This is a genomic window from uncultured Maribacter sp. (genome assembly GCF_947496775.1).
Taxonomy (GTDB): Bacteria; Bacteroidota; Bacteroidia; order Flavobacteriales; family Flavobacteriaceae; genus Maribacter_B.
On record NZ_CANMDU010000004.1, the window covers coordinates 1 to 24,050 of the forward strand.

General features: G+C 33.3%; 22 protein-coding genes and 1 pseudogene. 11 read left to right on the forward strand and 12 right to left on the reverse strand.

All coding sequences use genetic code 11. The features are described from left to right. From Q0856_RS08090 to Q0856_RS08105, 4 genes and pseudogenes are all read left to right on the forward strand, one after another. A pseudogene (locus Q0856_RS08090) lies at window positions 1–624 on the forward strand (hypothetical protein); the annotation flags it as partial. Between the two features lie 250 nt (window positions 625–874). Further along, window positions 875–1,177 carry a T9SS type A sorting domain-containing protein gene (locus Q0856_RS08095; RefSeq protein ID WP_298477381.1) on the forward strand — a complete coding sequence of 101 codons (303 nt, stop codon included), beginning with the start codon at window positions 875–877 and terminating at the stop codon, window positions 1,175–1,177. Window positions 1,178–1,333: 156 nt separating this feature from the next. After that, window positions 1,334–1,657 (forward strand): T9SS type A sorting domain-containing protein, encoded by a 324-nt coding sequence (locus tag Q0856_RS08100; RefSeq protein WP_298477376.1) that lies wholly within the window; start codon window positions 1,334–1,336, stop codon window positions 1,655–1,657. 180 nt (window positions 1,658–1,837) lie between these two features. Further along, window positions 1,838–2,818: an acyl transferase gene (locus Q0856_RS08105; RefSeq protein ID WP_298504054.1), complete on the forward strand. Its 981-nt coding sequence runs from the start codon at window positions 1,838–1,840 to the stop codon at window positions 2,816–2,818. Between the two features lie 2 nt (window positions 2,819–2,820). Here Q0856_RS08105 and Q0856_RS08110 read toward each other — a convergent pair whose 3' ends face one another. Together Q0856_RS08110 and tyrS are read right to left on the reverse strand one after the other, a co-directional pair. Further along, on the reverse strand, window positions 2,821–3,222 hold the full coding sequence (locus Q0856_RS08110; protein WP_298504056.1) for a hypothetical protein: 402 nt from the start codon (window positions 3,220–3,222) through the stop codon (window positions 2,821–2,823). A gap of 84 nt (window positions 3,223–3,306) precedes the next feature. Then, window positions 3,307–4,602 (reverse strand): tyrosine--tRNA ligase, encoded by a 1,296-nt coding sequence (tyrS, locus tag Q0856_RS08115; protein ID WP_298504058.1) that lies wholly within the window; start codon window positions 4,600–4,602, stop codon window positions 3,307–3,309. A 161-nt stretch (window positions 4,603–4,763) separates the two neighbouring features. On the opposite strand from tyrS, the gene Q0856_RS08120 reads away from it, so the two are divergent. Further along, window positions 4,764–5,768, forward strand: coding sequence for an SDR family oxidoreductase (locus Q0856_RS08120; RefSeq protein ID WP_298504061.1), 1,005 nt, complete (start codon window positions 4,764–4,766; stop codon window positions 5,766–5,768). Here Q0856_RS08120 and Q0856_RS08125 read toward each other — a convergent pair. The 3 genes from Q0856_RS08125 to Q0856_RS08135 are packed head-to-tail and all read right to left on the reverse strand — an operon-like array spanning window position 5,746 to window position 8,237. Then, the gene (locus tag Q0856_RS08125; RefSeq protein WP_298477362.1) at window positions 5,746–6,168 is read right to left on the reverse strand and encodes a DUF4296 domain-containing protein; all 423 of its coding nucleotides are present in this window, start codon (window positions 6,166–6,168) and stop codon (window positions 5,746–5,748) included. The genes Q0856_RS08120 and Q0856_RS08125 overlap by 23 nt on opposite strands. Before the next feature lie 3 nt (window positions 6,169–6,171). Beyond that, window positions 6,172–7,506 carry a dihydroorotase gene (locus Q0856_RS08130; protein ID WP_298477359.1) on the reverse strand — a complete coding sequence of 445 codons (1,335 nt, stop codon included), beginning with the start codon at window positions 7,504–7,506 and terminating at the stop codon, window positions 6,172–6,174. Window positions 7,507–7,508: 2 nt separating this feature from the next. Further along, the gene (locus Q0856_RS08135; protein WP_298477356.1) at window positions 7,509–8,237 is read right to left on the reverse strand and encodes a polyprenol monophosphomannose synthase; all 729 of its coding nucleotides are present in this window, start codon (window positions 8,235–8,237) and stop codon (window positions 7,509–7,511) included. A gap of 133 nt (window positions 8,238–8,370) precedes the next feature. Here Q0856_RS08135 and Q0856_RS08140 point away from each other — a divergent pair, with 133 nt between their 5' ends. Genes Q0856_RS08140 through Q0856_RS08150 form a run of 3 tightly spaced genes read left to right on the forward strand, consistent with a single transcriptional unit; the run spans window position 8,371 to window position 11,448 of the window. After that, window positions 8,371–10,038, forward strand: coding sequence for a glycosyltransferase family 39 protein (locus tag Q0856_RS08140; RefSeq protein ID WP_298504064.1), 1,668 nt, complete (start codon window positions 8,371–8,373; stop codon window positions 10,036–10,038). Beyond that, window positions 10,038–10,688, forward strand: coding sequence for a DUF4271 domain-containing protein (locus tag Q0856_RS08145; RefSeq protein ID WP_298504066.1), 651 nt, complete (start codon window positions 10,038–10,040; stop codon window positions 10,686–10,688). The genes Q0856_RS08140 and Q0856_RS08145 overlap by 1 nt, the downstream gene beginning before the upstream one ends. Window positions 10,689–10,701: 13 nt before the next feature. Next, window positions 10,702–11,448, forward strand: a complete 747-nt coding sequence (locus Q0856_RS08150) for a uroporphyrinogen-III synthase (protein WP_298477348.1) — start codon at window positions 10,702–10,704, stop codon at window positions 11,446–11,448. A 55-nt stretch (window positions 11,449–11,503) separates the two neighbouring features. Here Q0856_RS08150 and pckA read toward each other — a convergent pair whose 3' ends face one another. Beyond that, window positions 11,504–13,120, reverse strand: a complete 1,617-nt coding sequence (gene pckA, locus Q0856_RS08155; protein WP_298504068.1) for a phosphoenolpyruvate carboxykinase (ATP) — start codon at window positions 13,118–13,120, stop codon at window positions 11,504–11,506. Window positions 13,121–13,187: 67 nt separating this feature from the next. Further along, window positions 13,188–13,574 carry a DUF423 domain-containing protein gene (locus tag Q0856_RS08160; protein WP_298504070.1) on the reverse strand — a complete coding sequence of 129 codons (387 nt, stop codon included), beginning with the start codon at window positions 13,572–13,574 and terminating at the stop codon, window positions 13,188–13,190. An 88-nt stretch (window positions 13,575–13,662) separates the two neighbouring features. On the opposite strand from Q0856_RS08160, the gene Q0856_RS08165 reads away from it, so the two are divergent. Together Q0856_RS08165 and Q0856_RS08170 are read left to right on the forward strand one after the other, a co-directional pair. Then, a complete protein-coding gene (locus Q0856_RS08165) occupies window positions 13,663–15,036 on the forward strand; it encodes a saccharopine dehydrogenase family protein (protein ID WP_298477338.1) in 1,374 nt (457 codons plus the stop codon). A 48-nt stretch (window positions 15,037–15,084) separates the two neighbouring features. Beyond that, window positions 15,085–15,555: an Lrp/AsnC ligand binding domain-containing protein gene (locus tag Q0856_RS08170; protein WP_298477335.1), complete on the forward strand. Its 471-nt coding sequence runs from the start codon at window positions 15,085–15,087 to the stop codon at window positions 15,553–15,555. Window positions 15,556–15,600: 45 nt separating this feature from the next. Here Q0856_RS08170 and Q0856_RS08175 read toward each other — a convergent pair whose 3' ends face one another. The 5 genes from Q0856_RS08175 to Q0856_RS08195 all read right to left on the reverse strand — a co-directional run bounded on the left by Q0856_RS08175 (window position 15,601) and on the right by Q0856_RS08195 (window position 22,024). After that, window positions 15,601–16,299, reverse strand: a complete 699-nt coding sequence (locus Q0856_RS08175; protein ID WP_298477332.1) for a zinc metallopeptidase — start codon at window positions 16,297–16,299, stop codon at window positions 15,601–15,603. Window positions 16,300–16,445: 146 nt separating this feature from the next. Continuing rightward, the gene (ald, locus tag Q0856_RS08180) at window positions 16,446–17,546 is read right to left on the reverse strand and encodes an alanine dehydrogenase (protein WP_298477329.1); all 1,101 of its coding nucleotides are present in this window, start codon (window positions 17,544–17,546) and stop codon (window positions 16,446–16,448) included. Window positions 17,547–17,878: 332 nt separating this feature from the next. Beyond that, window positions 17,879–18,133, reverse strand: coding sequence for a SemiSWEET transporter (locus Q0856_RS08185; RefSeq protein WP_298477327.1), 255 nt, complete (start codon window positions 18,131–18,133; stop codon window positions 17,879–17,881). A 93-nt stretch (window positions 18,134–18,226) separates the two neighbouring features. Then, on the reverse strand, window positions 18,227–21,130 hold the full coding sequence (locus Q0856_RS08190) for a class I tRNA ligase family protein (protein WP_298504073.1): 2,904 nt from the start codon (window positions 21,128–21,130) through the stop codon (window positions 18,227–18,229). Between the two features lie 72 nt (window positions 21,131–21,202). Next, window positions 21,203–22,024 carry a UbiA family prenyltransferase gene (locus tag Q0856_RS08195; protein WP_298504074.1) on the reverse strand — a complete coding sequence of 274 codons (822 nt, stop codon included), beginning with the start codon at window positions 22,022–22,024 and terminating at the stop codon, window positions 21,203–21,205. A 121-nt stretch (window positions 22,025–22,145) separates the two neighbouring features. Here Q0856_RS08195 and Q0856_RS08200 point away from each other — a divergent pair, with 121 nt between their 5' ends. Continuing rightward, window positions 22,146–24,026, forward strand: coding sequence for a T9SS type B sorting domain-containing protein (locus Q0856_RS08200; RefSeq protein WP_298504076.1), 1,881 nt, complete (start codon window positions 22,146–22,148; stop codon window positions 24,024–24,026). Window positions 24,027–24,050 lie beyond the last annotated feature (24 nt).

Here is a 24,050-nt window from a genome sequence, read left to right on the forward strand (position 1 = left end):
ACTGTAGTTAACAATATTGTTGTTAGCAATGGAAATGATGATGGTATCGAATTTTTTGGAGGTAGCGTTAATGTAACCAATGTTTACTGTGCTAATATTGCTGATGACATGTTTGACTGGACTGGTGGTTATACTGGAACTATTACAAATGCTTTTGGTGTTCGTAATGATGGTTTTGATGCTGCTACTGACGACCCTAGAGGTATTGAAGGTGATAGTAACTCTAGCGACGCAACTGCTGCTCCAATATCTACTCCAACATTAAACAATGTAACTATCTTAAACCTTAACCCTGATGTTGCTCTTAAAGCTGGTGCAGAAATTAGAAGAGGTACAGAAGCTACAATTAATAATATTCTTTTCGCTGCTTACGGAAATGCTTCTTTTGGAAACAGAATAGATACTGCAGATGATAAAGGAAATGGCATATTAACTATTACAAATGCTACTGCTCAAGGTAACGTTGGTGATGATAAGGTTGGTGGTGCAATAACTGGTTCTGTAGACCTAGTTACTGATGGTATTAGTGTGTCAGCAGATAATACTGTAGAAACAAAAGCTGGTGTTGGTGCTGATTTATCTGCATTTGATTGGGCTAATCAATCTTTCGTAGTAACTAAATAATAAATACCTTAACAAAATAGATTGAATTAATAGCCTCGCAATTGCGAGGCTATTTTTTGTAATAAAAACTATTCAAAAAGTAACTCTGCAAAATTTTTAAAGTAGGAAAAAGTGAACTTTATATCATTTTTTGTGCATTTCATCGATCATTTTGCATTTCATCGATCTTTTAACAATATCTGCTCTTACAAAAATTAAACAGGCATAAGAATTTATATATTTGTGGTATACCCTTTGCATAACATAACCTATGAAACACTTTTACCTAATTATATCTTTTCTTTTTATTTCTTTAACTTATGGGCAAAATAGTTCTGGGGATATTGATGGGTTTAAGTTATATCCAAATCCTGTAGTATCTGGCAAGGTATATGTGAGTACTTCTGCAAATGCACCAAAACAAATATTTATATATGATGTGTTTGGAACACAAATTCTAAAAACTACTATTTTAGGAAAAGAATTAAATTTAAGAAACTTAGATGCGGGTGTTTATGTTCTACGTGTTTTTGAAAACAATAATGTTGCAACAAGAAAACTCATTATTAAATAAGAGTTTCTTTTTCTTTTTTACAGCTACACTACCTAAATCATCGATGAAAAGCACGCACTAATTCATTGACCTACAATTTATTGCGATTCACAACATTTTATAATACGATTTTACAAAATACTATATCTTTATATTGTTGATCCCAAATCAATATTCATGAAGAAAATCTACATAATACTACTTTTTCTGGCTAGTTATACCATTTCTGCCCAAGATGCTACGAAAATATCGGATATTCCAAATAGAGAAATTTCTGAATTTAAGTTATATCCTAATCCAGTTTTTAATGGGTTCGTTTATATTACAACCCAAAATAATGAAGAGAAAGAAATAATTATTTATGATGTCTTTGGAGAAATAGTTCTTATGGACCGAATTAAAAATAAACGTTTGGATATTTCCAGATTAATTTCTGGAGTATATGTGGTTACCGTTACCGAAAATAAAAAATCTATTAGTAGAAAATTGGTAGTAAAATAAATTACTCTAAAAACTAAGTTACCAGTAGATACATTCCATTTAATCTCTTATTTACAGCTTAATTTTGGTTACTTTTGTTACCGTAAACTACCTTGGAGGCATACCCGAGAGGCGTTCATTAGAAACTAATTTTTATTTCGAGATAAGCCTTGGTGCATTTTAATCTCGATTATAGAGTAAATGGTAAACACTCAAAAAATATTTAACATTAAAACTAAGGCAGAATTTAATGCTTTGGCTCTGCAAACTTTTAAGCATCAATTCAAAACAAATATGGTGTATAAAGAGTTCTGTAAACACTTAGGAAAAAACCCTATAAATGTTAATAGTATTGAAAAAATTCCTTTTATTCCTATTGATTTTTTTAAATCAAAAATTATCCTTTCTGACAAAGAAAAAGCAGAAACCATTTTTACAAGTAGCGGCACTACTGGATCCGTAACAAGTAAACATTATGTAAGCAATATAAACTTATATAAAGAAAGTTATATAAAGGCATTTAGATACTTTTATGGTCATGAGGAAGACTATTGCGTTTTAGCCTTGCTACCTTCTTACCTAGAACGTCAAGGTTCTTCTTTAATTTATATGGTCAATGATTTAATTGATAAAAGCTCGCATCCCGAAAGTGGATTTTTCTTAAAGGATACGAATACTTTAATTACTACCTTAAAAAAACTGGAGGCTGCAAAAACCAAAACACTTTTAATAGGTGTTTCTTTTGCTTTGTTAGATTTGATTGAGGAAACACATTTAAATCTAAAAAACACCATTGTAATGGAAACTGGAGGTATGAAAGGAAGGCGTAAAGAAATGATTCGCGAAGAATTACATGATACCCTTAAAAATGGACTTGGAGTTTCTAAGATTCATTCTGAATATGGAATGACAGAGCTTTTATCACAGGCTTATTCCAAAGGTGATGGTATATTCCATTGTCCTCCTTGGATGAAAGTTCTAACACGAGATACAGAAGATCCCCTAAGCATACAAGAATACGGTAAAACTGGTGGTGTTAATGTAATAGATTTAGCAAATGTAAATTCCTGTTCTTTTATAGCAACGCAAGACCTTGGTAAAATTTATGAAGATGATAGTTTTGAAATTCTTGGTCGTTTTGACCATTCTGATATTCGCGGCTGTAATTTATTAGTACTCTAAAGTTACTTTTTTAACTGTTTATATTCTAATTCAGGGCCATCACAAATATTCCAATTCCCTTTTAGGACATCCCCTTTCGAAAAAAACAATTGCTCTTTATCATTTCCAGAACAACTGGCTATAAGTTCTTTCCCTTTTGAATAGGTCAATTCTAAGTATTCTTGTTCATTAAATGTTTCGGTAATATAGGTTCCAGAAGCTTCTTTTACCTCTCCTCCTATATCTCTAGATTTAATAAAAGTAGCATTAGAGTTAAAAATATAATATTCCTGCCATTCCATATCGGCACCAGTAGTTTCTGTACCCGTAAAGCTTCCAGTCATTTTTACAAGCTCCCATTTTTGGGAATTAACGTCTAAAACAGGGATGTTTTCTTCCTCATTGTTACTACAAGAAATAAACATAAACATTAATAAAACTGAATATAAAACTCTAATTTCCAATATCTTTATTTAAAGCTAAGATGTATAAATCTAATTTTAGTTGCGTTACTTAATTACAAGTACAAAATAGTTTTTCTTCCCTCTTTGCAAAAGAACAAACTTATCATTGATTAAATCTGCCTTTGTAATAGTATAATCTTCTTTTACCTTTTCCTTATTTACAGAAATAGAATTTTGCTTTAGCTCTCTTCTTGCCTCTCCATTAGAACCTAAAAATCCTGTTTTAGCGGCTAATGCACCAATCATATCTATGCCTTGCTCTATTTCAGATGCAGAAATTTCTGCTTGTGGCACTCCTTCAAAAACATCTAAAAAAGTTTTTTCATCCAACTTTTTTAAATCTTCCGAAGTAGATTTTCCAAATAAAATAGAACTGGCTTTTAATGCATTATCTAAATCTTCTTGCGAATGCACAGCAATAGTAATTTCTTCTGCTAACCTTTTTTGCAATAAACGCATATGCGGGGCTTCGTGGTGTTCTTTAACCAAAGCCACAATCTCTTCTTTAGAAATAAAAGTGAATATTTTTATATACTTCTCTGCATCTGCATCTGATGTATTTAACCAATACTGGTAAAACTTGTACGGAGAAGTTCTATTCGCATCTAACCAAACATTTCCTCCTTCAGTCTTTCCAAATTTTGTTCCATCTGCCTTTGTTATTAAGGGGCAGGTAAGTGCATAACCTTTACCACCACCTATTCTTCTTATAAGTTCTGTTCCTGTAGTAATATTTCCCCATTGGTCACTACCACCCATTTGTAATGTACAATTATACTCTTTAAAAAGGTGTAGAAAATCGTACCCTTGAACCATCTGGTAGGTAAACTCCGTAAAAGACATACCTTCTTTAGCTTCTGATGAAAGTCTCTTTTTTACAGAATCTTTTGCCATCATATAATTTACCGTAATATGTTTACCCACATCACGAATAAATTCAAGGAATGAAAAATCTTTCATCCAATCGTAGTTATTTACTAGCACAGCTGCATTTTCGGCATCACTCTTAAAATCTAAAAATCGCGATAGTTGTTCTTGTAAACCCTCTTGGTTATGGCGTAAAGTTGCTTCATCCAAAAGGTTTCGTTCTGCAGATTTTCCAGAAGGATCCCCAATCATACCGGTAGCACCACCAATTAAAGCATACGGTTTATGCCCTGCCAATTGAAAGTGCTTTAACATCATTACACCTACCAAATGACCAATATGTAAAGAATCTGCTGTTGGATCAATACCTACATACGCAGACTGCATTCCAGACAATAAATGTTCTTCTGTTCCCGGCATTGCATCATGCAACATTCCTCGCCATTTTAATTCTTCTACAAAATTGGTAGCCATTGTTTTTTTATTTTCAATAATAAGATGCAAATATAAAAGGAATTCGTTCATTCTCATATCTACAAATACATTCTTATTATCTCTTGCCTCATAAAAATAGAAAATCAGAAAAATTATAAGCTAGAATACAGATTGTACCTAGCTTTTGTTACATTTGGAATATGGTTCTTGTTACTGGCGGTACTGGTTTAGTTGGGTCACATCTTCTTCTGCAATTAGTACAGAAAGAAACCCCTGTAAAAGCAATTTACAGACAAGGAAGTAATCTAAAGCGTGTAAAAACCATCTTTTCTTATTATGCTAGTAACCCACAAGAATTATTTGACAAAATAAAGTGGATAGAGGCAGATTTATTAGATGTTCCTGCTCTAGAAACCGCTTTTTTGAATGTAGAGTATGTTTATCATGCCGCAGCATTTATATCTTTTAATCCAAAAGATTATACGGTATTAAAAAATATTAATGTAACTGGTACAGCTAACATTGTAAACCTTTGTATTGCAAATAAAATTACAAAATTAGCTTATGTAAGTACCATTGGTACTATTGGTAAAAGTTATCCTAACCAATTAGCTACAGAAAAAAATGAATGGAAAGAAAACCATGTAAATGTTTATGCACTTACCAAATACAAAGCAGAGTTAGAAGTTTGGAGAGCTTCGCAAGAAAATGTCCCTGTTGTAATTATTAATCCTGGTGTAATTGTTGGTCCTGGCTTTTGGGGTCGTGGGAGTGGTGCCTTATTTACGACAGCTAAAAAAGGATATTCCTATTACCCCCCTGGCGGAACAGGTTTTGTTTCTATTGATGACGTAATACATACCCTTATTGGCTTAATGCATTCTGATATAATAAATCAACGTTTTATTACGGTGTCTGATAATTTAAGTTTTAAAGAAATTCTATGTCTTATTGCTCCTAAACTTGGAAAAAAGAGCCCCAAAAGAGAACTTAAGTTTTGGCAATTACGAATAGGTAGGTATGGAGATTGGTTATTAAACGTATTCACGCAAAAAGGAAGGCGAATTACTAAAAACTCCATTCACTCCTTAAAAAATAGAGAGTTTTACTCTTCCGAAAAAATAAAAACTACTTTACCTTATTCGTTTTCTAACTTAGAAAAGTCTATTGAAAAATGCTGTTCTATTTTTTTGGAGGAGAATTAGTACCTTTTTTAGGTTTATTTTTCGAGGTAGCTTTCTTCGCTTTCTTAAGACTATCCTGCATTTTTTTTAACTCACTTGCCACTTTTTTTTCTATATATAATAATGTGTCTATTTCTTCATAAATAGATTCGTACACATCTGGTTTAGATGCATAGTATTTATCACTTAATACAAATTGTAAACTATCTATATTAAATTTTTTAAATACATAAGCTGTAGGATCTATTTTATTATCTTGAAACTTAGTAATATTCGTATTTTTAGCGGCATTTACAATGGCCATTTCTTTAAGAATTTCTACCATTTTATCTTTAGAAATAAGATTCTCTGGTTTCTCAATTAGTGGTTCATTACAAGCAACAAATAAGATAAACATTATTAAGACTCCCGATTTTCTCATAACTTACCTATTAAATGTTAGTCTTTTTGCATTGCGTTTTTCAGAAAAATTTCCATTTTCATAAGCCAAATGACCGTTAACGAAAGTATGTGTTACTCTACTATCAAAAGTATCTCCCTGGAAAGGAGACCAACCACACATATAAGCAATATTCTCTTTAGTTACTTTCCAAGTATCATTAGTATTTACTACAACTAAATCTGCATAATACCCCTCTCTTACAAATCCTCGTTTTTCAATTTCGAATAATATTGCTGGATTATGACACATTTTTTCAGCAATCTTTTCTAAAGAAATAACCCCTTCTTTATACTTTTGCAACAATGCTGGTAAAGCATGTTGCACTAATGGCCCGCCAGATGGGGCTTTAGTATATACATTATCTTTTTCTTCAAAGGTATGTGGAGCGTGGTCCGTAGCAATTACATCAATGCGATTATCTAATAGTGCTTTCCACAAAGCTTCTCTATCTGTAGCTTTTTTAACGGCGGGGTTCCATTTTATTAATGTTCCTTTAGTCTGGTAGTCTTCTTCAGCAAACCAAAGGTGGTGCACACAAACCTCAGCAGTAATTTTTTTCTGTTCTAATGGAATATCGTTTCGAAATAAATCCATTTCCTTTGCTGTAGAAACATGAAAAACATGAAACCTTGCTCCTGTTTTCTTTGCCAGAGCAATTGCTTTAGAGGAAGATATATAACATGCTTCTTCACTGCGTATCAGTGGGTGATTCTTTATAGGAATATCATCTCCAAATTCTTCTTTATATTTTGCTAAATTTTCGCGTATGGTTTGTTCATCCTCACAATGCGCAGAAATTACCATTTCTGTATTATTAAAAATACTTTCTATTACTTGCTCATTGTCAACAAGCATATTTCCTGTAGAGGAGCCTAAAAACAGTTTTACACCGGAACATGCATTTTTATCTAACTTCTTTATTTCTTCTAGATTATCATTAGTTCCTCCAAACAAAAAAGAATAGTTAGCATAGGAACTATCTTTTGCCATTGCAAATTTAGCTTCTAGTTTTTCTATAGTAGTAGTTTGCGGATTGGTATTAGGCTGTTCCATATAGGTAGTAATTCCGCCTGCAACAGCAGCTCTACTCTCCGAGGCAATATTTCCTTTATGGGTTAATCCTGGTTCTCTAAAATGTACTTGATCGTCTATAACTCCTGGAAAAACATAATTTCCGTTCACGTCTATAACTTTAGCTGTAGCATCGCTAAGGTCTTTTCCAATCTTTACTATAATATCGTCTTGTATAAGAATATCGTTTTCTACAATAGTATTCTCATTTACAATTTTGGCATTCTTTACTAATACTTTACCCATACTTAAAACTTATTTTTTTGAAAAAGGCTTCTAAATTTCATTGCTAAAACACCAAAAACTGCTTCTTTTATTATAGAACCACTCATTTTAGACTTTCCTTTTACTCTATCTCTAAAAACAATAGACACTTCTTCTATACTATATTTTTGCAGATATGCTCTAAACTTCATCTCTATTTGAAAAGCATATCCTATAAACCGAACAGAGTCTAATCTTATATTTTCTAAAACATATCTCCTATAACAAACAAAACCGGCAGTAGGATCATGTACTCGCATTCCTGTAATCATTTTTACATAAAAAGACGCACCATAAGATAAAAGAACTCTGTATAATGGCCAGTCTACCACATTAACTCCTTTTGTATAACGAGAACCTACAGAAACGTCGGCTCCATTATAACACGCCTCATACAGTCTTACTAAATCCGTTGGTGTATGCGAAAAATCGGCATCCATCTCAAAAATATAATCATACTTTTTAGCAATTGCCCATTTAAAACCGTGAATATATGCTGTTCCAAGACCAGATTTTTCTTCTCTTACTTCAATAAAAAGTTTATCTACAAAAACCTTTTGTAAAGCATATACCGCTTGTGCTGTTCCATCGGGAGAATTGTCATCTACTATTAAAACATGAAAATCTTTTTCTAGAGCAAATACAGCTTGTATTATGGCCTCTATATTTTCAATCTCGTTAAAAGTAGGGATTATGACTAAACGATCTGACATGGAACTCTTTTGAATTTTAACAAAAATAGTGTTTTAAAATCTGTAGAAAAATGACATTTTAGTATTTATGCTTTTTTTAAAAAGAAAGTTACGAAGTAGAATTCGTAATTTTGGCATCAATTAAATCTTAAAAATGTTTAGAAAACTCCCCAAATTACTTGTTATATTACTTGGAAGTCTTCTCGCTATTAATGTACTACAAGCCTACTTTACAGAGTTAATCTATGATGAGGCGTATTATTGGTATTATGCCCAAAATATATCTTGGGGTTATTTTGACCACCCTCCTATGGTGGCACTTCTTGTTAAAATTAGTAGCTTTTTCTTCGATGGAGAATTAGGCGTTCGGTTTATGAGCTGTATCCTATCTATAGGTACTTTTATCATTTTATGGCTATTAATAGATAACCCTAAGAAGAAAGATTATATAGCTCCTTTCTTTGTGTTTGGTTTTTCTATGACCCTAATAAATGCCTACGGTTTTTTTACTTTGCCAGATACTCCGTTAGTATTTTTTACGTGTGCTTTTTTATTATGCTATAAGAACTTTATTAAAAATCCGACTTACGGTCTTTCCATTATTTTAGGGTTACTAATAGCGGCCTTAATGTATAGCAAATACCACGCATTTTTGGTTATTTTCTTTGTTATTCTTTCCAATATAAAATTAGCTGTCAACAAATATGCATGGATAGCAGTTGTAGTCGCTTTGCTATGCTACACTCCACATTTTATATGGCTTTATGACCATGATTTTGTTTCTATAAAATATCATATCTCTGAACGACCTAATGGTGCCTACCAATTTGAAAAATATACTCTTGGCTTTTTCGTAAACTTATTGGCCATATTAGGTTTTACTTTTCCATGGGTTTATAAAGCTTTATATAAAACTAAGGCCACCGACCTTTTCACCAAAGCCTTATTGTATTTAACATATGGCTTTATTTTGTTTTTCTTTATTTCTAGTTTTAACAGAAGAATACAAACGCAATGGGTGATAATTATTTCTATTCCGTTATTTATTATGGCTTATAATTATATGCTTAACAATGAAAATGCTAGAAAATGGATTTATAGAATGGCCATAATAAATTGCATTATTCTTGCAGTATTACGTGTAGGACTCATTTACAAACCTCTTTTCCCAATTTATTATGAAACGCATGGAAATAAATTATGGGTTAATAACTTAAAATCGCAAATAGGAGATATCCCCGTAGTTTTTGAAAATTCGTATAGATACGCTCCCATGTATGCCTTTTATACTGGAAACAAATCTTTTTCATTAAATAATATATTCTATAGGCAAAACCAATATACCATAGATTCTACAGAGTCTTCTGTACAAAATCAAAAAGTCCTTTACGCTTCTAAATACTTTAAAAAAGGAGAATTGAAATATAATCGTATAAATGGTACTTCTGTATATGGTAATTATATAGATAATTTTAAATCCTATAGAAAACTTAGATGTTCTATTAAAGAGGATATTGATAGTTTAAACACAAATACACAATTAACATTACAAGTATATAACCCCTATAAAGAAGATGTTTCCTTAAGAGAGTTAAAATTTGCTATAGGTTATCTAGATCCTTACAAAAAAGTAAAAGAGGTAATACCTATATTACCAATGGCAGTAAATAAAGAATCCTTATTTTTAAAGACTAAAGACACAACTAATTTTACATTTAAATTGCCAGTTCCTAAAATGGATAAACCTAGTTATTTAAAAATTAGCATTTCGGAAAACGGACTTATTTATGGAATTAACAGTACTAATATGAAATTAAATTAATGGAGCCAATAGTAAGAAGTGTAGGCATTGCCGATTGGGTTACTATTTTACTTTTTAGCAGTTTATTGTTTGTAATAATTGCAAAGAGTGTTTTTTACCCAAGGTTTCTTAATTTCATTATTCTACCTTTTAATAATAAATACATTTTTATGTACAATAAAAAGGAGAAGTTACTGAATTGGTTTCATGTTTTTTTTACCCTTTTCCTAATTATTAATTTTTCTCTTTTTATATTTTTTATCTGGACCATCTTTATGGAAACAGATTCTTCTGAACATGGTTTAGGCTACTTAATAATATTAGGGGTTCTATTATTGTTTCTTCTCGTAAAATTTATCTTACAAATAAGTAATGGTTTTATTTTTGGAAATTTGAAAGTATTTTCTGAGTTTTTATTTAAAAAAATATCCTATTTAAATTACAGTGCAATACTTATGTTTATTGCTAATATTATGCTTTCTTACGTTGTACCTGCCTCTAAAGCTGTTGTGTATATTACTTTAGCATTAATAGTTATTATTAATGGAATTGGTTGGGTAACTATATTAAAGAATCATCAAAAATTTATTGCTCATAATTTTTTCTATTTTATTTTGTACCTTTGCGCTCTCGAAATCGCACCCTTCGTAATCCTAAGAAGCCTGCTCTAAAATAGTATAAAGTATGAAAGTAAAAACGATTTTGGTATCTCAACCAGAACCAAAAATGGAAAACTCTCCATATTCTAAACTTATTGACAAAGAAAAAGTCAAAGTTGATTTTAGACCTTTTATTCATGTAGAAGGGGTTGATGCTAAAACTGTACGCCAGCAAAAAATAGACTTACATAAGTTTACTGCGATTATTCTTACTAGTAGAAATGCCGTAGATCATTTTTTTAGAATAGCTGAAGAAATGCGTTTTAAAGTTCCGGACAGCATGAAGTATTTCTGTCAATCTGAAGCGGTTGCCTATTATTTGCAAAAATATGTGGTATATAGAAAGCGTAAAATCTATGTTGGTAAAATGCATTTTCCAGATTTGGTTACTCTATTTAAGAAATACAAAGAAGAAAAGTTCTTATTACCTTCTTCGGATGTATTAAAACCTGTTGTGCCGAAAACTTTAGATGAATTAGGAGTAACGTGGACTAGAGCTATTTTTTACAAAACAGTAATAAGCGATTTGTCTGACTTGAGAGATGTTTATTATGACATTTTAGTTTTCTTTAGTCCATCTGGAATAGAATCTTTGTTAAAGAATTTTCCTGATTTTGAACAAAATGATACCCGTATAGCGGTATTTGGAAACTCAACAGTTAACGCAGCTACAGACGCTGGTTTACGTATAGATATAAAAGCTCCTATGCCAGATACTCCTTCTATGACAATGGCATTGCAAAAATATATACAAGAGGAAAATAAAAAATAGTTTTATTAGAAGCTATAAAAAAAACCCTGAGAAATTTCTCAGGGTTTTTTCTTTGTTAAAAAGCGTATCGCTGTGGACCGCCACGCCTAATCTCTTCACTTGCGTAACTTTCAAATTTTTCAAAATTCTTTCTAAAAGCATTTGATAATTTAAAGGCTGTCTTATAATATTTCTCATCGTTATTCCATGTTGCTCTAGGACTTAAAACTTCCGTTGGCACTCCAGGACAGTATCTTGGTTGCGCAACTCCAAATACAGAATGTATATGATAAGTATCATAAGAATATGGCCCTAAATCTCCGTTTAAAGCTGCATGAATCATTGCTCTTGTATACTTTAACTTCATACGTGTTCCTACCCCATAAGGACCGCCTGTCCAGCCTGTATTCACCAACCAAACATTTACTCCGGCATCTTTCATTTTCTTACTTAACATCTCTGCATACTCCGTAGGATGTAAAGGCATAAAAGGAGCTCCAAAACAAGCCGAAAAAGATGGTTGAGGCTCTACAACACCAGCTTCAGTACCCGCAACTTTAGCTGTATACCCAGATATAAAATGATACGCCGCTTGTGTTGGGGTTAGCTTAGATATTGGAGGCAAAACACCAAAAGCATCTGCTGTTAAAAAGAAAATATTCTTTGGGTTATGACCAATAGATGGCTGCTTTATGTTTTCTATATGATACAAAGGATAACTTACTCTGGTATTTTGCGTAATGCTTATATCGGTAAAATCAACTTTACCATTATCATCCATAACTACATTTTCCAGTATAGCTCCTTTTTTAATTGCACCAAAAATTTCTGGCTCGTTTTCACCAGATAAGTTAATTACTTTAGCGTAACATCCTCCCTCAAAATTAAAAACGGCATTTTCATTGTTCCAACCATGCTCATCATCACCGATTAATTTTCTTGTAGGATCCGTAGAAAGTGTTGTTTTCCCTGTTCCGGATAATCCAAAAAATATAGCAGTATCCCCATCTTTACCCACATTTGCAGAACAATGCATCGGCAAAGTGTTTTTCTGTACTGGTAGAATAAAATTAAGAGCCGAAAAAATACCTTTTTTAATTTCACCAGTATACCCAGTTCCACCAATTAAAGCTACCTTCTTTGTAAAATTTAAAATTGCAAAATTATGCTGTCTTGTCCCATCTACATCTGCCACAGCCATAAAACCAGGTGCATTTATTACAGTCCATTCGGGATCAAAATTCTTAAGCTCTTCTCCCGTTGGTCTTATAAACATATTATAGGCAAACATATTAGACCAAGGGTATTCATTTATTACCCTAATATTCATTCTATAATTAATGTCCGCACAAGCATAACAATCACGTACATATAATTCCTTATCATTTAAATACGCTATTACTTTAGCGTGTAACTTATCAAAAGCATCTGCCTCAAACGGAATATTTATATCTCCCCACCAAATTTTATCCTCTGTTATTGTATCTTTTACAATAAAACGATCCATGGGCGATCTCCCTGTAAATTCTCCAGTATTTATAGCCAAAGCACCACTAGAAGATTCTTTTCCCAATTTTTTATCTATGGTTATGGCATGCAACTCATCAGCAGAAAGTTGGTAATTAATTTTGTCATGAGTGATTCCATAATTCTTTAACGAAATCGTTTTCGTGAATTGAATGTTTTTATCCATACAAATTTTAGTTTAGAGTACAAACATATATAAATTTTATACGGCTCCCAATAGAAAAGTTAATTTATTAGACGAATTGCTTATAAGCTCGATAGCCTAAAGCAATCCAACCAAAAATTAAAAACACCCCACCAATAGGAGTTGCCAAGGCAATAGTCTTAAAATTGAAATTAGTTAAACTGTTAGTTGCTAATAAGTATATAGAAAAAGAAAACAAAAATACTCCGATAGTGATTAGATAAAATACCACCTTTTTGTCCTTCTCTTTTATTTGCGAAACGCTACTTAGAATCAGCAAAAACAATGCGTGGTACATTTGGTAACGCACGCCGGTCTCAAAAGTTACTAAATTATCTGGTGTTAGTACCTTTTCTAAACCATGTGCTCCGAAAGCACCCAATACAATTGCCACTACTCCGAATAGCACCCCAAATATAAAAATTGTTTTGTTCATAACTTATTTTGTATGTATTTTTACATTTATAACATTCTAACACGAATGCTATTCGTTAACTATGAAGCAAAATTACATTTAAAAACACATGTTACGAAAAATACTTATTGTGGGAGCTGGCAAATCTACTTCCTACTTAATAGATTATTTTTTAGAAAAATCTAAAGAAGAAAACTTACAAGTAACTATTGGCGACATAAACCCAGAAGCTATTCCTCCAAAAATAGCAAAACACCCAATGTCTAGAATTTTACAGCTTGATGTTTTTAAGAAAGAAGAAAGACAAAAAGCCGTTGAAGAAAGTGATATTGTAGTATCTATGTTACCTGCTCGTTTTCATATGCTTGTAGCTGAAGATTGTATAGAGTATAGCAAACACTTAATTACAGCATCTTATGTAAGTGACGAAATTAAGGCTTTGGACAAAAAAGCAAAAAGCAAAGGTTTAGTGTTTATGAACGAAATTGGTCTTGATCCTGGAATAGATCATATGAGTGCCATGCAAATATTAGATACTATTAGAGATAAAGGGGGCAAAATTTTACTTTTTGAATCCTTTACAGGCGGACTTGTTGCACCCGAAAGCGACACCAATCTATGGAACTATAAGTTTACATGGAACCCAAGAAATGTAGTTGTTGCAGGCCAAGGAGGTTCCGCACAATTTATTCAGGAAGGGACCTATAAATATATTCCTTATCATAAATTATTTAGAAGAACAGAATTTTTAGATATTAAGGGCTATGGTAAATTCGAAGCGTACCCAAATAGAGATTCTTTAAAATATAGAGAAGCTTACGGTTTACAAGATGCATTAACATTATATCGTGGTACTATGCGCAAAGTAGGCTTTTCTAAGGCCTGGAATATGTTTGTACAATTAGGAATGACAGACGACAGCTACACCATAGAAAATTCCAAAGGAATGACATATAGAGAGTTTGTAAATCTATTCTTAGCCTACTCTCCAACAGATTCTGTAGAATTAAAATTTAGACACTATTTAAAAATAGATCAAGATGATAGCACTTGGGCAAAATTCTTAGAATTAGATTTGTTTTCGACTAATAAAACAATAACTCTAGAAAAAGCAACACCTGCCCAAATTTTACAAGAAATTTTGGAAGCAAGTTGGTCTCTAAGTGAACATGACAAAGACATGATTGTTATGTACCATAAATTTGGTTACGAGTTAAACGGCAAAAAACACCAAATAGATGCCGACCTAGTTGTCATTGGTGAAAACCACACGCATACAGCAATGGCTAAAACTGTAGGTTTGCCAGTTGCCATAGCTACATTACTTGTCCTAAATAAAAAAATATCCACACCTGGGGTTCAAATTCCTATTAGAAAAGAAATTTATGAGCCTATTCTTGAAGAATTAAAACAATATGGTGTTCTTTTTAAGGAGCATAAAGTTCCTTACCTAGGCTATAATCCTAATACAATTACCAGTTAGTATTTATTAATATTTTCATATTTTTACCGTGCATTTGAAACTATTTCTATGAAATCTACTACCAAAAACGTTAAGATTGACGGCATTGACAAGAAAATTCTAAGATTCTTAATGGCCGACGCTAGAAAGCCAGTTTTAGAAATTGCTAGAAGTATTGGTATTTCTGGTGCGGCAATACACCAACGTCTTAGAAAATTAGAAGCCTCCGGTTTGTTATCTGGCTCCAAATTTATTATTAATCCTAAAGTAATGGGGTATACCACTATGGCGTACATTGGTATTTATTTAGACAAAGCCATGAGCAACCCTATTGCTGTAAAACAATTAGAAAAAATTCCTGAAGTTTTAGAATGCCACTATACAACAGGTAATTGGTCAATTTTAATAAAAATTCTTTGTAGAGATAATGAACATTTAATGCATGTGCTCAATAGAGAAATACAACAAATAGAAGGGATTTCTAGAACAGAAACTTTTATTTCTCTCGACCAACAAATAGATCGACAAATAACGATATAAAAAAAGCCTCCAATTTGGAGGCTTTCATATGTCAAAAAAACTGAATTAATCTCTACTTGCAACTCGCATAGCAAAATATAATAAGGTTGCTAATGCTCCAATTGCCGCTACTAAATATGTTCTAGCCGCCCACTTAAGTGCGTCTTCTGCCCCAGCATATTCTTCTTGGCTTACCATATTTTTATTCTTTAACCAAGCTAACGCTCTGTTACTTGCATCATATTCTACAGGAAGAGTAACAAAGCTAAATAATGTTCCTATACCATATAAGCCAACACCTATCCAAGCAATAGGGCCTCCAATTGCAGTAGTGCTCATTAACATTAGCCCCCCCATAATTACCCACATAGAAAATCTAGAAGTAACATTTAAAATAGGTACCAACTTAGATCTCATTTGCAACCAACTATATGCTGTAGCATGTTGCACTGCATGTCCGCATTCGTGAGCAGCAACTGCCGCTGCAGAAGCATTACGTTGCGAATAAACCCCTTCACTTAAGTTCACAGTTTTATTTGCAGGGTTATAATGATCGGTAAGCATCCCTGGAGTTGAAATAACTTTTACATCACGAATACCATGGTCCGCTAACATTTTTTCTGCTATCTCTGCACCACTTAATCCATTTCTTAAATGCACCTGAGAGTACTTTTTAAATTTACTTTTAAGGCGATTACTAACAAACATACTGAAAAGCCCAAAAGCTCCAGCAATTATCATATAACCTATATCAAATCCAAACATAATTTTCTTTTTTAATTTTAAATAAATATACTAAAGAATCTATCTTCTAAACAAATTCTATTCTATATATAGCAAAAACCCCGCCAGTCTTCCCGAATTAGTCAACAGGAAGTGACGAGGCTTTTGAAAACTTATCAAAATCTATTTTATACCATAGAAAATTCCGATTCGAAAGCTTCTAAAATTTCCTTATAAACCACTTCTCCTTTTACCACATTTAGTCCTTTTTTTAGTGCGTTATTTACACTACATGCTTCTTCCCACCCTTTATTGGCTAAAGATAAAACGTAAGGTAATGTAACATTAGTAAGGGCCATAGTAGATGTGTACGGTACAGCACCTGGCATATTAGCTACGGTATAATGAACCACGTCATCTATTATATAAACCGGGTCTTCATGCGTTGTAGGTCTTGTTGTTTCTACACAACCACCTTGATCTACAGCAACATCAACTATTACCGTACCGGGATGCATATCTTTAAGCATATCTTTAGTTATTAAATTAGGGGCCTTGGCTCCTTTTAATAATACACCCCCTACAATTAAATCGTGCGTTTTAATGTGCTTTCTAATATTAAATTCATTAGAAAACTCGGTTACCACGTGCGGTGGCATTACATCATTTACATAACGAAGGCGTTTCATATCAATATCTAAAATGGTAACATGTGCTCCCAAACCTGCTGCCATTTTAGCAGCTTGTATGCCTACAACTCCGGCACCGAGTACCAATACTTTTCCAGGAGCCACTCCTGGAACTCCACCAAGTAGTACTCCTTTTCCTTTCACTGGTTTTTCTAAATATTTAGCTCCCTGCTGTATTGCCATTCTTCCTGCAACCTCTGACATGGGAGTTAATAAAGGCAAAGTGCCCTCATTATCCTCCACCGTTTCATAAGCAATACAAATTGCTTTACTTTTTATCATTGCTCTAGTTAAAGGCTCACTAGATGCAAAATGGAAATAGGTAAATATAATTTGCCCTTCTTGCACTAAATTATATTCTTCTTCAATAGGCTCTTTTACTTTTACAATCATTTTGCTCATGGCATATACCTGACCAATAGTATCTAGTATTACAGCTCCTACATTTTGGTAATCTTCATTAGAAAATCCACTACCTTCTCCTGCTTCAGACTGCACATAAACCGTATGTCCAGAACGAACTAGTTCAAAAACACCAGCCGGAGTCATTCCAACCCGACTCTCATTATTTTTAATTTCTTTTGGGACACCTACTATCATTTGTTATGATTTTAGCAATTATTAAGCAAATTTGTGATAAACATTTGAAACAAAAAAATTTTATAGATAAAAAATAGGGGTACATATATTAAAAAAGACATATAATGATACGCAAACCCTAAAATTTTAGGGGTATAAATAACAAATCAATGATTTAACTCAATAAAATTATATATTTATTGGGGTATGCGTGAAAATAATGAGAAAATAAAATAAACCTACTTCCTTAGAAAAATGAGCAATTAGACGATGCATACCGTGTAAAAAGTAAGGCAATTTACAGTTCTTAAAAAGAAAATTGTACAGCTTAGTCTTATTAAAAAATAAAAAAACTACTTGTATCTTAGCTTTAATACAATAACAGTTATTACCAATATTAAAGTTACTGTATTAGCTATAATCATAGATATACTGTTAATATAATACCCATAGATTAACCAAAGTATTATACCTATTAAAAAAGCAATATACATGGTTAGCGATATATCTTTAGTAGATTTTTCGCTCCAAGCTTTATATACTTGTGGAAAGAAAGATGAAGTAGTAAATACTGCTGCAATTAACCCCAGAATTTCTATTCTTTCCATAATTAATTTTATTATTAGAAAAATTAAGTTCTCTATGAACTTGCAAGTTATAGTATTATTCCCTTTCCTTTTAAAAGGAAAGGGAATAATACACTAGCCAACGATATTCACAATTTTACCAGGAACTATTATCACCTTCTTAGGGGTTCTTCCTTGTAATTGCTGCTGTGTTTTTTCATGTGCCATTACCACTTCTTCAATCTGGTCTTTATTAATATCTAGCGGTAATTCTAATTTAAAACGCATTTTACCATTAAAAGAAATTGGATACTCTTTACTGCTTTCTACTAAATGACTTGCATCAAAAGTTGGGAAAGGCGCGGTAGAGATAGACGCTGTATTTCCTAATTGACTCCATAATTCTTCTGCAATATGTGGCGCATAAGGCGATACCAAAATAGCCAAGGCTTCTAAAACCTCTTTACTAGTACACTTTTGCGTAGAAAGTTCATTAACACAAATCATAAATGTAGATACCGAGGTATTAAAAGAGAAGTTTGCAATATCTTCTTCTACCTTCTTTATAGTCTTATGTAATGTTTTTAAATTGTCTTTTGTTGGAGCCGAGTCTGTAAACTTTGCGCCGTTATCATCAAAATACAAACGCCATAGTTTTTTTAAGAAACCATGTGTTCCTGTAATACCTGCCGTATTCCAAGGTTTAGATTGCTCCAATGGCCCCAAAAACATCTCATACAAACGTAAAGAATCTGCACCGTATTCTGCACAAATTTCATCAGGGTTTACCACATTGTATTTGGACTTGGACATTTTTTCTACTTCGCGACCAACTATATATTTACCATCCTCTAAAACAAACTCCGCGTCCTTGTATTCCTCTCTCCAGTTTTTAAAAGCTTCTACATCTAATTCATCAGAAGCATTTATAAGGGAAACATCTGCATGTATTTTCTGAAAATCGAATTCTCCAAATTGTTCAATGTAAGACCCTAAAGGATTATTCTCATAGGTATATTTAGATTTACTAGAAGGATTTAAAAATGAATCTATCATATCATAACTAGCAAAAATTGTGTAATTACTTTTAGAAAACTGAACCCTATAAACAAAAGCACTCGTCCCCGTAATCATCCCCTGATTAATAAGTTTTTTAGCAAACTCATCTTTAGGAACAAAACCTCTATCGAACATAAATTTTTGCCAAAAACGGCTGTATAACAAGTGTCCTGTAGCGTGTTCACTACCACCAATATATAAATCTACATCTTGCCAATAATTCATGGCTTCTTTAGAGAAAATTTCATTGTCGTTCGTAGGATCCATATACCTATTAAAGTATTGCGAACTTCCTGCCCAACCAGGCATGGTATTCAACTCCAACGGCCACACCGTGGCATTATTTATTTCACTGTTATGCACTACTTTATTCTCTTTAGTACACCAAGCCCATACCTCAGCATTGCCTAATGGCGGCTCACCGGTTTCTGTTGGTAAATACTTTTCTACTTCTGGTAATGCAATTGGTAAATGCTCCGCTGCTATCATCTGCGGCATACCATCTACATAATACACTGGGAAAGGTTCTCCCCAATAACGCTGCCTGCTAAAAACAGCATCGCGCAGCCTGTAATTTATTTTTCCCTCACCTTGTCCCAATTTCTCTAACTCATAAATAGCCAATTTCATGGCTTTCTTATATGGTAATCCGTTTAAGAAATCGGAATTTGCAATCACGGTTTTACCCTTATCTGCAAAAGCCTCTTCCGAAATATCTACGCCTTCAAAAATATTAGGGATTGGAATATTAAAATGTTTTGCAAAATCATAATCGCGCTGATCCCCACAAGGAACAGACATTACTGCTCCTGTACCATAACCTGCCAACACATAGTCTCCTATCCAAATAGGAATAGGCTCTTTAGAGAAAGGATGCTCTGCATAAGCACCAGTAAAAGCACCAGAAATGGTTTTAACATCGGCCATACGATCACGCTCGGATCGTTTTGCTGTAGCTTCTATATAGGCTTCTACCTCCGCTTTTTGTTCTGGTGTAGTTATTTGCGAAACCAACTCATGTTCAGGAGCCAAAGTCATAAAACTAACCCCAAAAATAGTATCGGGTCTAGTGGTAAATACCTCTATAACCGCATTATGATTATTCACTTTAAAAGTTGCCGAAGCACCCTGACTCCTTCCTATCCAATTGGTTTGTGAATCTTTCAAAGGCTGTGGCCAATCTATCTTTTCTAACCCATCTAATAAACGTTGTGCATATGCAGAAATACGCATACTCCACTGTGTCATTTTTTTACGAACCACAGGATGCCCACCACGTTCAGATACACCGTTTACAATCTCATCATTAGCTAAAACCGTTCCTAATGCTGGGCACCAGTTAACTTCGGTTTCCGCCAAATAGGTTAATCTATATTGTAATAAAATCTCTTGTTGTTTTTTACTATCAAAAGACTTCCATTCCTCACTACTAAAAATCGCTATATCTTCATCACAAACGGCATTAACACTAGCATTTCCCTTTTTTTCAAAAACGGCAACTAAGCTAGAAATATCTTCTGCCTTATCGGTATCTTTATTATACCAAGAATTAAATATTTGAATAAAAATCCACTGTGTCCATTTATAATATTTTGGATCCGAAGTTCTTACCTCACGACTCCAATCAAAAGAGAAACCAATTTGATCTAACTGCCTTCTATAGGTTGTAATATTTTCGGCTGTAGTTATTGCCGGGTGCTGCCCTGTTTGTATAGCATATTGTTCTGCTGGAAGTCCAAAAGAATCGTACCCCTGCGGATGCATTACATTAAAACCTTTATGCCTTTTGTAACGTGCATAAATATCACTGGCAATATACCCTAACGGATGCCCAACATGCAACCCTGCTCCAGAAGGATAAGGAAACATATCTAGAACATAGAATTTTTCTTTGTCCGAATTGTTTTCTGCTTTAAACGTTTGGTTTTCTGCCCAATATTTTTGCCACTTGGCTTCAATTTCATTGAAATTGTACTGCATAATAGGATTACTTTTATTCCCGGCAAAAATAAGTTTAATAAAGGAAAGAGGAAAGCTAAAGCAAAAGCTTGTTTATGGCATTAGTAATTTTCCACTATACAACACCCAAAACATAGATAATATGGCAGAAATATTAATTGCATAACCAAATAATTTCATTTGAGATAAAGTATAAGGTTTGTCTTTAAAGAAAATTAAAACATCTAGTAATAACCAAATACTAAAAAATGCTAGAAAAAGAGCCAAAACTATATCTTGAAACCAAAACCAAACTAAAAAGGCTTCTAGCAATACAATAGCGGTCATGAGCATTTTAGATTTTTTTCTGCCTAAGATTCCTGCAGTTGTTTTTTTACCCCCCAATACATCGGGCTCAATATCCATTATTTCTCCTGCAATATGTGCCTGAAAAGCGAAAAGGGCCAAATATACTAAGGTTTGCCAAGGCAGTTCTGGCAGATTATTTAATTGAATACTAAAAAGAGCTGTAGTTACATAACCAACTTGAATAAAAATCTCAAACGGAGGTCTTTCTTTTATTCTAAACGGTCCAAAATTATAAGCGATATTAATGAGCACCATAAAGACCAACAACAATAACATATAAAATCCAGATGTCATAGAAAACCAAACTATAAATGGTAAAATAACAACGGCAATTTTCCCTAAAAGCCCCTTTAACTCTTCTTTAGAAGCACTAGCTCCAAACAGGAAATTTCCTTTTCGTTTATTTACTGCATCTGCCTTAACATCATTATAATCATTTAGTCCATAAACTAGATAATTTAATGGAAAAGTAACAAAGAAAAGCCCAACCCAAAAAGGAATGGTATTCCAAAAAGTAGTTTTTCCACTAAATGGCACTAGATATATCCAAATAGTAGGAAACCACAATCCTGGCCTAGAAATTTTTATATGAAAAAGTACGTTGTTTAAAAAATTGGATACTCTGTTTTATCTTTAAGCTTGCTTAAAATGTTTATCTTAACGCAAGCTTAATCACTATATTTTACAATTGAAAACTTATACCACTTTTTCTCTCCTTCTATTTCTGTTTTTTTGCCTTATATCTACCCAAATTCTTTTTGGACAGTTAGGTTTTTGCGGAGGAAATTCTGGCGACCCTATTTTTACAGAAACTTTTGGAACTGGAACAGATAGAGGGCCTGCGCTACCAACAGGGATTACCTCTTATTTCTACACTACGGGTGTACCGGCAGATGGAGATTATACTATAAGCAGCAACACCAATTTTTACGATTGGCATAATACTACAGACCATACTCCCGGGGATACAAATGGAAAATCTTTTATTGTAAATGCTCATTTTACAGCAGGTGAATTTTACAGAAGAACTGTAAGTGGTTTATGCGAGAATACTTCTTACGAATTTTCTTCTTGGTTAATTAATCTTCAACAGCCTAATGGTTTTTGTGAGAATGGTGGACTGCCCATAAACGTACGTTTTCAAATATGGGATAGCACAGATACAACCCTTTTAGCATCTGGAGATACTGGAAACATTATGAGCCAAGCCACTCCTGTTTGGGAACAATATGGCTTAGTTTTTAAAACTGAAGTAGGGCAAACTTCGGTAATTTTAAAAATGCTTAATAATGGTAATGGAGGTTGCGGAAATGATTTAGGAATAGATGATATTGTTTTTAAATCTTGTGGCGATTTTATTAGCGTTCGTAATGATGCCAATGAAAGCAGTATAACTAGTTGTGAAGACCTTGGGGCAATATCTACAACTTTAACTGCCACTCCAGATTTTTCAATTTTTAATACCCATGCATACCAATGGCAAGAAAGTAATGATGCAATTAATTGGACCGATATTGTAGGAGCCACGAACCCTACATACACCACTCCTCTAATAAATACAACCACTTATTTTAGGGCAAAAGTTTCGGAAGATGCTATAAATATATCTAATAATCTATGCAATGTGGTCTCCGAAACTTTTAGCTTACACATAATACCAATACCAATTGCTCCAGTAAGTAATGGGGATATTAGTAATTGCCAAGGAGAAGCAAGCGGACTAAGTGTTTCTGTTCCTGATGGTGTTTCCGTAAACTGGTACGATGCACCTATTGGCGGAAACCTAATACAACCTAATAGTTCTTTTTTTCAAACCGAAACTGCCGGAAACTATTATGCCGAAGCTATTTCTGAGTTAGGGGCATGCATCTCTCCTACTAGGACTTTAGTAACCGCAATCTTTCACCCTTTGCCTGTTCTTAATAATGAAAGCCTTACTTTCTGCGAAGATGAAAACATAAATTTATCAGCAGATATAACCAATGCAAACTACCTATGGAGTACTGGAGAAACTACTTTAAACATTTCTGCAAATACACCAGGAACATACTCTGTAGTTGTAACAAATACCAATGGGTGTTCTAACGAAAAAACAATTACCCTAGAACAGATAGACCGTCCTATTTTAAAATCTATACGTTCGGATGGACCATCTATAATTATCCAAACCGAAAATATAGGAGATTTTGAATATGCTTTAAACTTTGGTGCATACCAAACAAGCCCCATATTCGATGCCGTCCTTGGTGGTTCCTATATAATTACTATAAGAGAACGTAATTTTTGCGGAGAGATTAATGAACCATACATTCATTTAGTTATCCCTAAGTTTTTCACCCCCAACGGTGATGGTTTTTACGACACTTTTAGGCCAGAGGGTATTCCAAATAATATTTCATATTCACTAAGTATTTACGACCGATATGGCACATTAATTCTAAACTCTAGAGATAGTTCGTTTGGTTGGGATGGCTTTTTTAACGGAAGTAAATTACCTGCTTCTGACTATTGGTATACCATTATTGTAGAAAATAACATGTACAAAGGCCATTTTTCCTTAAAAAGATAACCTAGCTATTTATAAGATTGTATG